The sequence below is a fragment of the Mycobacterium sp. 852014-52144_SCH5372336 genome (assembly GCF_001665615.1).
Lineage (GTDB): Bacteria > Actinomycetota > Actinomycetes > Mycobacteriales > Mycobacteriaceae > Mycobacterium > Mycobacterium neumannii_A.
In genome coordinates this window covers 205,511-218,766 of sequence record NZ_LZSW01000047.1, presented here as the reverse complement: position 1 = coordinate 218,766, position 13,256 = coordinate 205,511, and the positions used below count along the sequence as shown (strand labels likewise).

The window sequence follows — 13,256 nt, the reverse complement described above, 5'->3', positions numbered from 1 at the left end:
CCTCACTTGTCGCCGCTGGATCTGCGGCGATGAATCGACGGCCTCAGGGGCGCTGACCCAGGACCAACGCCGTCTCCCGGTGCAACCGGCCGAAGTTGTAGTACGCCGCGCAGGCGCCCTCCGGGGACACCATGCACGTCCCGATCGGCGTCTCCGGTGTGCACGCGGTTCCGAAGACCTTGCACTCCCACGGTTTGATGACACCTTTGAGTACCTCGCCGCACTGACATGCTTTCGGATCGGCCACCCGCACACCCGGCATGGCGAAGGTGCGTTCGGCGTCGAAGTCGGCGTAGTCGGGGTGGAGCCGCAGCGCACTCTGTGAGATGAATCCCAGCCCCCGCCACTCGAAATGCGGTCGCAGCTCGAACGTCTGTGCCATCAGCTTGAGCGCCTGCGTGTTGCCTTCGGGACGCACCACCCGCGTGTACTGGTTCTCGACCTGGCAACGGCCGTCGCGGATCTGCTGCAGCAGCATGTGCACCGACGCGAGGATGTCGAGCGGTTCGAATCCTGCCACCACCATGGGCTTTCCGTACACATCGGGGACGAACCGGTACGGGCGCAGCCCCACCACCGTCGAGACGTGTCCGGGCCCGAGGAATCCGGACAGCCGCAGGTCGGGAGACTCCAGGATCGCCTTGATGGGCGGAACGATCGTGACGTGGTTACAGAACACGCTGAAGTTACCTACGCCCAGAGCTTTCGCGCGCACCAGCGTCACGGCGGTGGACGGCGCGGTGGTCTCGAAGCCCACTGCGAAGAACACGACCCGCTTGTCGGGGTTGTCGAGCGCGATCTTGAGGGCGTCCAGCGGCGAGTACACGAAGCGCACATCGGCGCCGCGGGCCTTCGCTTCGATGAGGTTGCCCCGCGATCCCGGCACTCGCATCATGTCGCCGAACGTCGTGAAGATGACGTCCGGTTGTTCGGCCAGCCACATCGCGTCGTCGACGCGTCCCATCGGGATGACGCACACCGGGCATCCGGGCCCGTGTACCAGCTCGACCGTCTCCGGCAGCAGATGCTCGATGCCATGGCGGTAGATGGTGTGGGTGTGGCCGCCGCACACCTCCATGAATTTGAACTCGTCGTCGCCGGCGAGGTCGGTGATGGATCTGACCAGCGCGCGTGCCGCGGCCGGGTCGCGGAATTCGTCGACGAATCTCATGGTTTGCCCCTCAAGCGATTTCGGACGAGTTGAATGCTTCGATCTCGGCGGCGTAGTCGGCGCCCATCTTCTGTACCTGGTCGAGGGTGAGCGTGGCCTCGCGTTCGTCGATCTTGGCCATCGCGAACCCGACGTGAACCAGGACCCAGTCGCCGACCTGCAGATTGTCGTCGGCCAGCAGACGCACGCTGATGGTTCTGCGAACGCCGTTGACGTCGACCTTGGCCAGCGATTGTTCGGCGTCGACGATGTCGACCACCTGACCGGGGATGCCGAGGCACATGTCGTTCTCCTCTCAACATATCCGCGGCAGGGGGTCGCCGACGAGCATGTCGACGATCCGGCTGCCACCGAATGACGTTCGTAGCGCGACGATTCCGTGGGGCTCGGGGACGATCTCGCCGACCACCGCGGCCTGCGCGCCCTGCGGGTGGCCGCGCAACGCGGACACCGCCTCATCGGCTTCGTCGGCGGGCACGACGGCGACGAACTTGCCTTCGTTCGCCACGTAGAGCGGGTCGATGCCGAGCATGTCGCACGCCCCGAGCACCTGCGGCAGGACGGGCAGCCTCTCCTCGTCGAGGATCACCGCGAACTGCGCGTCTTTGACGAGTTCGTTGGCCACCGTGCCCACACCGCCGCGGGTCGCATCGCGCATCCACCGGGTCGACGGCGCCGCGGTCATCAGCAGCTCGACGAGTTCGTGCACCGGCGCGGTGTCCGAGGCGATGTCGGCGTCGATGGCCAGATCGCCGCGCGCCAGCATGACGGCCATCCCGTGCTCGCCGATCGCGCCTGACAGCACGACCTTGTCGCCGGGCTCCACGCGGTCGCGGGACAGCCGCCGGCCCTCGGGAATCACACCCATGCCCGCGGTGCAGATGTAGACGCCGTCGGCGGCGCCCCTGCCGACGACCTTCGTGTCGCCGGTGACGATCTGCACGCCCGCATTCAACGCGGCTTCGCCCATGTCCGCGACGATCTCGCGCAGTTCGGCGATCGGAAAGCCCTCTTCGATCACGAACGCCGCCGAAAGCCACTGTGGGCGGGCACCGGACACGGCCAGGTCGTTGATCGTGCCGTGCACCGCGACGTGGCCGATGGAACCGCCCGGGAAGCGCCGCGGCGACACCACGTAGGAGTCGGTGGAGAAGGCGAGCCGCTCGCCCGACGGCATCCGCACCGCGGCCGCGTCACCGAGTTGTTCGAGTTCGTCGTTGCGGAAAGCCTCGAGGAACACCGCGTCGACGAGCGCGGCCGACGACTTGCCGCCCGCCCCGTGCGCGAGCGTCACCACGTCGTCGAGCAGCCGCGGTCGTCGCTGCCGGAACTTGTCGATCCGTTCCAGCACCCGGTCTTCGCGTTCGGACGCGCTCGCAGCTCGTGTCATGTGGAAGGTGCTCCGTTCAGTGCGCGGGCCGAGTTGTTGTGCAGTTGTTCCTGGACCACCGACCAGAGTCGGTAGCCGAGCATCGCGTGGCTCTCCTGGATGCGGTGGATGCTCTGCGAGTGGACGGTGAAACAGAAGTCGAGGTCGTCGGCGGCCGCCATCCGCCCGCCGTCGTGGCCGGAGAAGCCCACGGTCACCAGGCCGCGGTGCTTGGCCTCGGTGATCGCGGTCATCAGGTCGTCGGAGTTGCCGGACGTGGACAGCGCGATCGCGACGTCGCGGTCGCGGGCGTGGGCGATGATCTGGCGTTTGAAAATCAGGTCGAACCCGACGTCGTTGCCGAGCGCGGTCACCACGGCGTTGTCGGCGGCAAGGGACCACGCGGCGACCGGCCTTCCACGTGCCGGTCGGCTGAACAGCGAGGCCAACGTCGCGGCGTCGGTGGAACTTCCGCCGTTGCCGAACGTGTACAGCCGCCCACCGCGGCGGAACCGCTCGGCCATCTGCGTTCCGGCCGCGGTCAACGCATCACCGTACTCCTCGAGCGATTCCCGTTGCAGCCGAGCGCTTTCGGCGGCCTTACCGCGAGCCGAGGCCGCGAGGTCGTCGAGCAGGCTCGCGGCGTCGGACTCCTCGGACTCGATGAACGGGTACAGGAAGCCGGTGGCATCGGAGTCGGTCATCGGCGCACCTCCTCGGGCTCGACGCGCGAGATGGCCGCGCCGGCATGCAGCAGAACAAGGTCGTCGACCGCGACATCGCCGATCAGCGTGACGTCGACCCACTCCTCACCCTCGGCAGTGCGTACCAGCGCCGAACTCGTCGCGTCGACCGGCGGCACGAGCACCTCACCGAACCGCCCCTCGTCGCTGCACGTCACGCAGACGGCGGCGGGCTCTGCGGGTTTGAGCAGTCCCGGATGCTCGAAGCAGACGTGGGTGAGCTCCCACAGCAGGTGATACAGCAGCACGAATGCTCCGGTGGCGGGCACCATCGGGTCCTCGGTGTCGATCCAGAGGATGTGATTTGCCGCTCCCGCCGCCGGACGGGGTCCGGACCCGATCCACAACGTCAGGACGCCCCACGCGCGGGCGCGCCGCATCGCGTCGACGACCGACGGTTCGTGCGCCGACGCCACCGCGATCAGCAGATCGCCGGTCCGGCTTGCCACCCGCGCCTGCGCGACGGGGTCCGGTTCGACGAGGGCGACCGACGGAAGTGCCCGCTTGCCCATGATCACCGGGTGCACGAACTCGACGGCGATGTGATGAGCGTGCGGCTCCCACTGCGGCGAGATCACCCACAAGGTCGCTCCATCGTTGAACCGGCGGGCCAGATCCAGCGCGGCGGCGGCGAGGTCGGCTGACAGTTCCTCGCCGACATACGGGCGTTGAGCGGTCGTCATCGCGATACTCCCTGTCCAAGAATGGAATTCACAAGGTCGAGCGTTGCCTGCGTGGCCCCCTCGAGGTCGGCGGCCTCCTCGTCGGTCAGCGTCCCGCAGATCCAGTCCCAGTGGGCGGAGACGATCATCCCAGGTTGCGGACGGGGCGCCAGTGACTGCTCGCCCCGCTTCCATGTGATCCGCTCGGCGCGCGGATCACCCAGCACCAGGCGACCGTCTCCGTATGTCAGCGGCCGCGACGTGATCTCCGCCCGGTCGCCGGTGACGGACGTGACGGTGCCCCACCGGATGCGGCAAGCCTGCATGACGCCCATGGCGGTATCGGCGTCGCGTCCCAGGAACTTCACCCAGGGGTAAACGACGAAGACGTGAAAGCTGTGGTGTGCCAGGACATCGGGGGTGGAGGGAACCGTGTCGAGCATCCCGGTGACCTGACCGGTGAACGACGCGCGCAACCGTGCCAGCAGGTGGTCGGGATCCACCTTGGACAGCGCCCGCCCGCCGATCCAGTAGCTGCGGACGACCTCGTCGTCCAGCGCGTCGGATGTCCCGACGGTCTCGGCGATGACGGTGAGATACGGCCAGGCACCGTCGAATTCGTGTGCGTGCGAGGCGAGCCCGGAGGTTCCACCGCCGCCGGCCGGACCGCAGTAGCCGAGCTCGTTCGGCGGGTAGGCGTAGCGGCCGAACACCGTAGGACCGTTGCCGTTCATGATGCGTTCCCCGCCAGCAACTGGCCCAGTGCGATACCGCCGTCGTTGGGCGGCACCGTGCGATGGGTTATCGCGTCGATGCCCTTGCCGTGTAGCCCGTTCAGGGTCGACTCGAGGAGCAGGGCGTTCTGGAACACACCGCCGGACAGGGCCACGGGCCGCGACGAGTCGGCGTGTGTGCATGCGAGGTCGACAACCAGATCGGCGACCGCGCGGTGGAACCGGGCGCCGATGACTGACGAGGACACACCCGAACGGAGATCGTCGACGATGGCGTGCAGCACCGGGGCGGGATCGATCACTACCGTCGAGTGGCTTGTGCCGACGGTGAATGCGTAAGAGTCTGTGCCGCAGTCGATGCCGCGAGAGATACCCTCCAGCTCGATGGCGGCCTGCGCCTCGTAGTCGACGACGTGCCGCACGCCGGCCAGCGAGGACACCGCGTCGAACAGCCGGCCCATGCTGGAGGTCGGCACGCAACCGAGGCCGGTCTCGAGTTGCCGGGCAAGCGCTTGACGCTCGTCGGGTGGACAGGCCGAGACCGAGGGCAGTTCGGGATCCCACGCGATCCCCGCCGAGCGCAGGTGTGCCAGGGCCATCCGATACGGGCGAAGGACGCTGACGTCACCACCCGCGAGGGCAACGTACTTCAGGTGCGCGAGCCGTTGGTAGCCCTTGTAGTTGGCCAGCAGCACCTCGCCGCCCCACACGGCACGGTCGGGCCCGTAACCCGTTCCGTCGAAGGCGAACCCGAGCACCTGGGTGGACCCGTCGAGGCCGTGTTCGGCCATCACCGCGGCGATGTGCGCGTGATGATGCTGAACTAGTTTGACCGGCCGGTCGGCCGCGTTGCGCCGGGCCCACTCGGTCGACCGGTACAGCGGATGCGCGTCGGCGACCAACACCTGCGGCGCGACGGACGTCAATTCCCGCAGGTGGCGTTGCGCGGAATCGAAGGCCGACAGCGTCGCCAGATCGTCCATGTCGCCGATGTGCTGGCTCAGCCATGCGTATCGGCCGTCCGCGACCGCCATGGTGTTCTTCAGATCGGCGCCGACCGCCAGCGAGGGCGGCACCGGCATCGGCAACGCCACGGGCAGCGGCGCATAGCCGCGCGATCGCCGAATCGGCAATTCCACCGGCTCGTATCCGCCGTCGAGGGTGATCATGCGCATCACGGAGTCGTCGCAGGGCACCAGGATTTCGCGGTCGTGCATCAGCCAACCGTCGACGATGCGTGAAAGCCGTTCCAGCGCGCTCGCATCGGTGAAGCAGATCGGCTCGCCCGCGAGGTTGGCCGACGTCATCACCAACGCGGTCGGTCCGGGTGCGTCGCCGGGCAGCCCGAACAGCAGAGCGTGCAGCGGGGTGTAGGCCAGCAGGATGCCCAGGTCGTGGTTGTGCGGTGCGACGGCGTCGGCGACGGGGGCGCCGTGGCGCTGCGGCATCAACACGATGGGGCGTTGCGGTCCGGCCAGCAACCGCGCCGACGGCGCATCGATCTCGACCAGGCCGCGAGCGGTCGCGAGGTCGGGTGCCATCACCGCGAACGGTTTGTCGCCGCGGCGCTTCCTGGCACGCAACTCGGCGACCGCGCGTTCGTCGGCGGCGTCGCAGGCCAGGTGGTAGCCGCCGATGCCCTTGACCGCGAGGATGCCTCCGTCGGCCAGCAACCGGCGCGCACGCTGCAGCGCGGGCTCGCCCGTCATGGTGACTCCTGCGAGGTCGCGGTAGGTCAACGTCGGGCCGCAGTCGGGGCAGCAAACGGGCTGGGCGTGGAACCTGCGGTCGGCGGGATCGTGGTATTCGCGTGCGCAGGCCTCGCACATGTCGAAGTCCGCCATGGTCGTGGCGTGCCGGTCGTAGGGCAGCGAGGCGATGATGGTGAAGCGCGGTCCGCAGTTGGTGCAGTTGATGAACGCATGACGGGAACGTCGGTTGCGCGGGTCGCGTTGCTCGGCGGCGCAGTCGGCGCACATGGCGACATCGGGTGAGGTGAGCGTGCGGCCACCGTCGGTCCGCAAGGTGTCGGCGATGACGAAACCCGTCCCGCCCGCGACCGGAAGCGCTTCGGCGTCGAGGCCTTCGATCACCGCCAGCGGCGGTGGGTGGTCGCGCAACCGGCTCAGGAACGTCTCGACATCGGCTGCGTCGCCCTCGACGTCGACGAGCGCGCCCGCGCTGTCGTTGCGGACGCTTCCAGTCAGCGCCAGCGCGGCCGCCGTCGTGTACACGAAGGGGCGGAAGCCGACGCCCTGAACCACTCCCCGGACCCGGACACGCAGCCGGCACCGCGTGGTCACGGCGAATCCTCAAGGCCCGGAACAGGCTCGCCCCTGCCCAACAATTGCAGACCCGCGAGTGCGGCGTCGGCCCCTGCCTTGTCGGTCTTCTCCACCACGAAGCCCATGTGGATGATGACCCAGTCGCCCGGTGCGAAGGTCTGCTCGGGCAGCATGCCGACGTTGACCTTGCGGTGCTCACCCGCGACCTCGACGAGGGCCAGCTGATCGCCGTAGCCCTCCAGCATCGTCACGACCCGCCCCGGAATACCCAGACACATCGGTCAGCCCTCCGCCACCGAGACGCGGGCCGATAGTCCGGCAACCACCTCGCCGATCACCCGCACCGCCTCCGGTACGGCCGCCGCGACGGCATCCGACAGACCGATCCCCTCGTCGACGCGGTCGACCTCGCAGCCGATCACCACGGTGATGGGCGGGGTGCCGCCGAGCACGTTGAGGCTGGCGAACACCGCCGCGGGATCCATCGCGTGCGCATCCAGCCCCGTTGCCGCCCGGGCGTCGGTGAGGTCGGCCTCGAATACGTGGAGCGTGCCGGGCGCGCCGCGACTCGGGATGGCGTCGACGAGGACCAGGGCGTCGCAGCCGTCGAGCAGGTCGTAGGCGAGGTGCATGCCGCCGACCCCGTAATCCCTGACCGCAACGTGTGATCCGGCGAGGTCGGGCGGCACGCGACGCATCACCTCGGGGCCGAAGCCGTCGTCCCCGAGGAAGATGTTGCCGAGCCCGGCTACCAGGATGCGGGAGATACGCTGGGAGATGAGGACACCTCGTTCGCCGTCACATCCGGCGCATTCTCATGTAGCGCCGCGCATCCGGCACGGAGCGGATGCCCACCGCCGCCGCCGCCAGGGCCACCACCGCCACGATTCCTACCGCGATCCAGCCGATCACTTCCATTGCGGACTCCCTTCAACCAGAGGTTCGACCTCGTCGGGTGCGAAGTACAAGTAGCGGCCGTACCAGTCGTGCAGTTCGGCACCGGGATCGTCCTCGATGACGACGCCGATATGGTGCTCGCCGTCGACGTCCTCATGCACCGAGGTGACGCGCGCGATCTTGTCGGCGTAGAACACGTCCTGCGCGTCGGCCCGCCGGGAGGGGTGCAACCGCACACGGCTGCCGCGGGCGATGCGAGTGTCGTTGACGAGCACCGCATCCGAGTCCGGCTGCACCGCCGTGTCCGCCATGGGATCCCACCACTCGACGCCGGCCGGGATCTGCGGGATCAGGTCCGGTTCCCCGCCCGGCGCATGCGGGTTCCGCAGCACGCCGTGCAGATCGAGCATCGCCTCGGGCGACATCGAGTCGCAGCGGTCGATGATCGCCGCGGCGCGTTGATCGGTGGCCCGGGCCTGCGCTTTCTCGTCGTCGGTCATGGTCATGATGCGCAGCGTCAGGATCTCGTCGATCTCGGTCGAGTCGTAGAGCGCACCCTTGCTCTGCTCGGCGATCTCGGGGTGGTCGTAGAGGATGATCGGCGACGCGAGCACGAGATCCCGATGTGGGGCCTGGCCGGCGAGCACCGGAAAGCAGCGGTGCTGGCGACACCGCGCCACGGCGTCGGCGGCCCACTCCGGCGGTTCGAGCAGGGAGATGAACTCGCCGTCGGCCACCTCCAGCAAGAGGTGGGTCCCGATCAGTGACACGGCGATCGCCTCGTCCTTGACGCCGGCCGGTGCAGCGGTGTTGCACACATCGAACGTGAGCCGGAGCAAGTCGCCGTCCTGCTCGGCGGAGACGTCGAGTCGGCCGCTCAGCTCGCGGCGCGTCCGCACCAGCCTGCCGCCCGCGACGGGCTCGATCTCTCTCGCCGACGGAACCGAGATGTCCAATGTGCGAGGCAGGCTCATGACCGGGAACGGGTCGATCGGGATCTCGCATTCGACGGCCTCGTCCCAGCTGACCCATGCATCGGCATCCGAACCCAGCTCGCCGACCGGTTCGAACCGTCCACCGCCGGCGTCGCGTTCGACGCTGCGGCGCTGCAGTTGCAGGAAGCGGATCACACCGGTAACCATCGGGACGCCGTGCGGGTCCAGCAGCACCTGGGTGGACAGCGAGGCGTCTTCTCCGATGGCGGCCTCCGCGGCGCCGTTCGGTCCCAGAACGCCGAACTGCCAACGGGACTGGTTCTTGCTCGAGCTGGCTCGGTAGGGATACAGCAGGTACCCCTCGTAGAGCACCGCGTCCGCGACGGCCCGGGCGTGATCCCAGTCTGCGGTCATCGAATCTCCTCCGCGGTGTGAGCGGTTAGTAGCGAGGCGATCGCATCGTCGTAGTTCAGGAGGCCGCGGGCTGATTTGAACTCGGACAGCGCGTCGATGGTGTCGTGTTCCAGCCGCAGCCAGCCGGTGTTGGGATAGTGCAGGCGCATCAGGTCGTGCCACGTCGACACGGGTAGGTCGTAGTGGTCCTCGCGATCCCACGGGACCTGCTGAACGCTGAAGTTCGTTTCACCGCGAGTGAAAACCGTTCCACTGAACAGGAATTGCAGCGGAACCCGACCGTCATGCAGCGCATGGAAGTATTTGGCCGCAGTCACCTCGAGGTCGTAGGTGCACTCGAGCGGCAGGTCGACCTGCGTGGTTCCGGTGAAGCCCGGAACCATGGTGCTGGCATGCTGCCAAAGGAAGTTGTGTTGTGTGGCGTCCCAGCGCTCGCGGGGGCCGAACAGGTCGAGCAGTCCGAGCGCCTCGTCATCGGAGTACCGGCGGCGCAACGGTTCGATGCGGACCTGGCACCGCAGCGCGATGGCATGCACGGGATCGTCACCGTCGGAAGCGACACCGATCCGGGCCGTCAGCACCGGTGCCACCGCGTACGGTTCGGCGCGGATGTCGAGCACCGCGAAGGTCAGCTCTGGCACGGCGCCACCACCTTCGACCGGTCGCGCACGTGCTCGAAGAAGACGTCGAGGTATCCGCGCACCTGCTGACCGCCGTCGAAACCGTGCCACAGCTGGCGGAGCCTGCCGACGAACTCGTAGCAGGCGTCGATGGGCACCAGGAAGCATTCCGGGGCCCGACGTACATCGTCGGGCACCCGCACCAGCAGGGCCTCGGTGTCGTCGGCGAGCAGGTCAACCCGCGGGTCCGCCGCACGGACGCCATCCCACGCGGAGAGGTCCAGTTCTGACTCGGTCGCGCCCGCCGGCCCGGGATAGAAGGCCACCATGCGATTCAACGTCGAGTTGCGGAAGAAGAACGCCAGCCCGACCGGGATCTGAAGAAGCTGCCAATGCGTGCGTTCCAGCCCGAATTCCGGGAAGGACAGCCAGCGGTCGGGGACCGCGCGATAGCGGAGCTCGGCGCTGGTGTCGGTGAACAGTAGATAACAGCCGCGGCATACGCACATCAGCGCTCGCGCTTCGACATTCACGACGTGCTGGTGTTCGTCGGCGATCGCTTCGGCGCACATCTCACAGCGTTCGCCCGCGGGTGCGGGAACGCCGCGGTTGGCCCGGATCATCGCGAGCACGTCGTACGCGCTGGTCATGCCACACCCGCCGCGGTCGGTTCGGCCATCGCGATCGACAGCACGCCGTCGCGCGCCAGCAGCGGGACGGGTTGCAGGTGAGCGAACGGGTCAGCGTGTTCGTCGACGCAGGCTCCGGCATGCACGACATCGAAATGGGCATGGCAGCGCGGGCAGCGCAGCACCGCGTCACCCGCGGGTGACCCGATGCTGCGGTGCAGCGCGGCGCCTGCCAGCGATTTGTGGCAGGCGCCGCAGCGGTCGCGGTAGGCGAACACCTCATCGTCGATCCGGCATGCCAACACGGTGGTTCCCGCAACGGTGAACCCACCGACCTCACCGGGCGCCAGGTCGGCGAATTCGGGCACGGGGTACCACGTGGGCTGGGCCTGTGCACGCTGCTGGACACGGCTGAACAGCGTCGCCGGTGGTATCACGGTGGCACCCGAGTCGGGCTGCACCACCTCGATCGCAGTGACCTCTGGGGCCGCCGCCCGGATGGCGTCCTCAACAGTCAGCTCCAGGGTGACCGCCGACGAGGGGCAGCTCTTGCAGCTGCCGGCGAACTGCAGGCGGACGGTGAATCCATCTGAGCCGTCGACGGTTTCGAGAAGCGTCACGTCACCGCCGTGTGAGCCGAGATAGGGCCGCACCCTGTCCAAGGCGTCCTCGACGCGCCGGTGGATGTCGTGCGGGTGCAAGCCGTGTACGAGCAGCAGGCTCGCGACGAGGTCGTCGCCGGCCAGCCGTTCGGCTATCGAGGCGTCGGCGCTCACCGCGATCCGCAGGATTTGCTCGAGCGCGGCGCCATAGAGGTCGGTCACCTCACCGACGAGTTGGACCGCCCGCTCGTGCGCGGCGGGGCCACCCGCGGCGGACGCGTCAAGGAGGGCCTTGATTCGGTCGCCCGCCGTACGCCACTGCGCATCGTTTCGGATCGGCGGGGCCATGCCCTATTCCCCGGTGACGGACTGGGTGGGAGAGTGAAGCAGCTCGAGCGACTTCCCCTTGCCCAGGTACATGTGCACGCCGCACGGCAGACACGGGTCGAAACTGCGCACCGTGCGCATGACGTCGATGCCCTTGAAATGCTCCCTGTCGTTCTCCTCGAAGATCGGCTGACCTTGGACCGCGTCCTCGTAGGGACCCGGTGTGCCGTAGCTGTCGCGGGGGTTGGCGTTCCACGGCGTCGGCGGATACGGGTGATAATTGGCGATCTTGCCGTCGCGAATCACCATGTGGTGACTGAGTACTCCGCGGACCGCCTCGGTGAACCCGCAACCGATGCCCTCGTCAGGCACCTCGAACTTCTCCCAGGTCTTGGTCCGGCCCGCACGGATCTCGGTCAGCGCCTTCTCCGCGAAGTGCAGGGCACAGGCGGCGGCGTAGGCCTGAAAGTACGTCCGCGCACGATTGCGCTCGAGCGTGTTGCTGCCGTGATGCGGGATCTTCCACTCGAGTTCGACCGGACCCTTCAGGGCGGTCTTGGGCAGGTTGATCTGCACGCTCTGGCCGGTCGCCTTGACATAGCCGATATCGACCAGTCCGGCGAGCGCGGTCGACCACAGCCTGGCCAGCGGGCCGCCGCCGGTGTCGAGCGCCAGGTGATTCGTGCCGTCGAACCAGCGCGGCGACATCACCCAGCTGTAGTTGCCGTCGAAGTCGCGCTTCTGCGGCCGGGGGTTCGTGTGCTGGTTCCACGGGTGCCGGCGGTCGATCGGATTGCCGAGCGGGTCCTGCTTGACGAACATCTCCTGATCCGACCAGTCGTCGTAATACGAGTGGCCCAACAGGATCCGGATACCGAGGTTGATGTCCACCAGCGAGTGGGTGTGCAGCTTTCCGTCGATCACCACACCGGGCGTGACGAACATCGCGTCGCCCCAGCGCTCCATGTCCTTGTACTCGAAGTTGCACACCTCGGGATCCTGGAACGAGCCCCAGCAGCCGAGCAGTGTGCGGCGCAGCCCGACCTGGTCGTAGCCGGGGAGCGCTTCGTAGAAGAAGTCAAAGAGGTCGTCGTGCATCGGCACGACCTTCTTCATGAACTCGACGTAGCGCATCAGCCGCGTCATGTAGTCGGTCATCAACTGGACCGTCGCGGTTGTGCCGATGCCGCCGGGATAAAGCGTCGACGGATGGACGTGGCGACCCTCCATGAGGCAGAACATCTCTCGCGTCCACCGGCTGACCTGCAGGGCCTCGCGGTAAAACTCGCCGGTGAACGGGTTGAGCGCGCGCATGATCTCGGCGATCGTGCGGTAGCCGTGCATATCCGCATGCGGCGCCTGGGCGTTCTCGGCCTTGGCCAGCACACTCGGATTGGTCTCCGACACCATCTTCTCGCAGTAGTCGACGCCTACCAGGTTCTCCTGGAAGATGTTGTGGTCGAACATGTACTCGGCGGCCTCACCCAGGTTGACCAGCCACTCCCCGAGATGCGGCGGCTTGACCCCGTAGGCCATGTTTTGGCAGTAACACGAGCACGTCGCGTGGTTGTCGCCGCAGATGCCGCAGATGCGGCTGGTGATGAAGTGCGCGTCGCGAGGGTCCTTGCCCTTCATGAAGATCGAGTAACCGCGGAAGATCGACGAGGTGCTGTGGCACTCGACGACTTCGCGGTTGTCGAAGTCGATCTTGGTGTAGATGCCGAGGCTGCCGACGATCCGGGTGATGGGATCCCAGGCCATCTCCACCAGTTGGCCGGGGTCGCGCTTCACGTGTGACGGCTCGGGGATGATGGTTGTCATCGAACTCTTCTCTTTCTTTAGGTAAGAAGCGTCACAGGCAGTTTCGA

The 13,256-nt window shown here is 67.5% G+C and carries 14 protein-coding genes; all 14 read right to left on the bottom strand.

Features of this window, described 5'->3' with window-relative positions; genetic code table 11:
• Positions 1–43 precede the first annotated feature (43 nt).
• Positions 44–1,171, bottom strand: coding sequence for a hydrogenase formation protein HypD (hypD, locus tag A5759_RS11720; RefSeq protein ID WP_068197607.1), 1,128 nt, complete (start codon positions 1,169–1,171; stop codon positions 44–46).
• Positions 1,172–1,181: 10 nt separating this feature from the next.
• Entirely contained in the window at positions 1,182–1,454 is a 273-nt protein-coding gene (locus tag A5759_RS11715; protein WP_066841463.1) for a HypC/HybG/HupF family hydrogenase formation chaperone, read from the bottom strand.
• 12 nt (positions 1,455–1,466) lie between these two features.
• Entirely contained in the window at positions 1,467–2,561 is a 1,095-nt protein-coding gene (gene hypE / locus A5759_RS11710; protein WP_068197604.1) for a hydrogenase expression/formation protein HypE, read from the bottom strand.
• The gene (locus A5759_RS11705; protein WP_068197602.1) at positions 2,558–3,244 is read right to left on the bottom strand and encodes an SIS domain-containing protein; all 687 of its coding nucleotides are present in this window, start codon (positions 3,242–3,244) and stop codon (positions 2,558–2,560) included. The genes hypE and A5759_RS11705 overlap by 4 nt, the downstream gene beginning before the upstream one ends.
• Positions 3,241–3,966 (bottom strand): HypC/HybG/HupF family hydrogenase formation chaperone, encoded by a 726-nt coding sequence (locus tag A5759_RS11700; protein ID WP_068197599.1) that lies wholly within the window; start codon positions 3,964–3,966, stop codon positions 3,241–3,243. Before A5759_RS11700 ends, A5759_RS11705 begins: the two co-directional genes overlap by 4 nt.
• The gene (locus tag A5759_RS11695; protein ID WP_068197597.1) at positions 3,963–4,679 is read right to left on the bottom strand and encodes a DUF6390 family protein; all 717 of its coding nucleotides are present in this window, start codon (positions 4,677–4,679) and stop codon (positions 3,963–3,965) included. The genes A5759_RS11700 and A5759_RS11695 overlap by 4 nt, the downstream gene beginning before the upstream one ends.
• On the bottom strand, positions 4,676–6,982 hold the full coding sequence (gene hypF / locus A5759_RS11690; RefSeq protein ID WP_068197594.1) for a carbamoyltransferase HypF: 2,307 nt from the start codon (positions 6,980–6,982) through the stop codon (positions 4,676–4,678). The genes A5759_RS11695 and hypF overlap by 4 nt, the downstream gene beginning before the upstream one ends.
• Entirely contained in the window at positions 6,979–7,242 is a 264-nt protein-coding gene (locus tag A5759_RS11685; protein ID WP_068197591.1) for a HypC/HybG/HupF family hydrogenase formation chaperone, read from the bottom strand. The genes hypF and A5759_RS11685 overlap by 4 nt, the downstream gene beginning before the upstream one ends.
• A gap of 3 nt (positions 7,243–7,245) precedes the next feature.
• On the bottom strand, positions 7,246–7,722 hold the full coding sequence (locus A5759_RS11680; RefSeq protein WP_082962085.1) for a hydrogenase maturation protease: 477 nt from the start codon (positions 7,720–7,722) through the stop codon (positions 7,246–7,248).
• Between the two features lie 150 nt (positions 7,723–7,872).
• Positions 7,873–9,210, bottom strand: coding sequence for a hypothetical protein (locus A5759_RS11675; RefSeq protein WP_068197585.1), 1,338 nt, complete (start codon positions 9,208–9,210; stop codon positions 7,873–7,875).
• On the bottom strand, positions 9,207–9,851 hold the full coding sequence (locus A5759_RS11670) for a DUF6084 family protein (protein ID WP_068197582.1): 645 nt from the start codon (positions 9,849–9,851) through the stop codon (positions 9,207–9,209). The genes A5759_RS11675 and A5759_RS11670 overlap by 4 nt, the downstream gene beginning before the upstream one ends.
• Positions 9,839–10,480 (bottom strand): DUF5947 family protein, encoded by a 642-nt coding sequence (locus tag A5759_RS11665; RefSeq protein ID WP_068197580.1) that lies wholly within the window; start codon positions 10,478–10,480, stop codon positions 9,839–9,841. The genes A5759_RS11670 and A5759_RS11665 overlap by 13 nt, the downstream gene beginning before the upstream one ends.
• On the bottom strand, positions 10,477–11,409 hold the full coding sequence (locus A5759_RS11660) for a NifU family protein (protein ID WP_068197578.1): 933 nt from the start codon (positions 11,407–11,409) through the stop codon (positions 10,477–10,479). The genes A5759_RS11665 and A5759_RS11660 overlap by 4 nt, the downstream gene beginning before the upstream one ends.
• Before the next feature lie 3 nt (positions 11,410–11,412).
• A complete protein-coding gene (locus A5759_RS11655; RefSeq protein WP_068197575.1) occupies positions 11,413–13,209 on the bottom strand; it encodes a nickel-dependent hydrogenase large subunit in 1,797 nt (598 codons plus the stop codon).
• Between the last annotated feature and the right edge of the window lie 47 nt (positions 13,210–13,256).

Bases quoted from the DNA above. Each gene is read 5' to 3' on its own strand.
- hypD (WP_068197607.1), bottom strand. From the start codon at position 1,171: ATGAGATTCGTCGACGAATTCCGCGACCCGGCCGCGGCACGCGCGCTG.
- A5759_RS11715 (WP_066841463.1), bottom strand. From the start codon at position 1,454: ATGTGCCTCGGCATCCCCGGTCAGGTGGTCGACATCGTCGACGCCGAA.
- hypE (WP_068197604.1), bottom strand. From the start codon at position 2,561: ATGACACGAGCTGCGAGCGCGTCCGAACGCGAAGACCGGGTGCTGGAA.
- A5759_RS11705 (WP_068197602.1), bottom strand. From the start codon at position 3,244: ATGACCGACTCCGATGCCACCGGCTTCCTGTACCCGTTCATCGAGTCC.
- A5759_RS11700 (WP_068197599.1), bottom strand. From the start codon at position 3,966: ATGACGACCGCTCAACGCCCGTATGTCGGCGAGGAACTGTCAGCCGAC.
- A5759_RS11695 (WP_068197597.1), bottom strand. From the start codon at position 4,679: ATGAACGGCAACGGTCCTACGGTGTTCGGCCGCTACGCCTACCCGCCG.
- A5759_RS11685 (WP_068197591.1), bottom strand. From the start codon at position 7,242: ATGTGTCTGGGTATTCCGGGGCGGGTCGTGACGATGCTGGAGGGCTAC.
- A5759_RS11675 (WP_068197585.1), bottom strand. From the start codon at position 9,210: ATGACCGCAGACTGGGATCACGCCCGGGCCGTCGCGGACGCGGTGCTC.
- A5759_RS11665 (WP_068197580.1), bottom strand. From the start codon at position 10,480: ATGACCAGCGCGTACGACGTGCTCGCGATGATCCGGGCCAACCGCGGC.
- A5759_RS11660 (WP_068197578.1), bottom strand. From the start codon at position 11,409: ATGGCCCCGCCGATCCGAAACGATGCGCAGTGGCGTACGGCGGGCGAC.
- A5759_RS11655 (WP_068197575.1), bottom strand. From the start codon at position 13,209: ATGACAACCATCATCCCCGAGCCGTCACACGTGAAGCGCGACCCCGGC.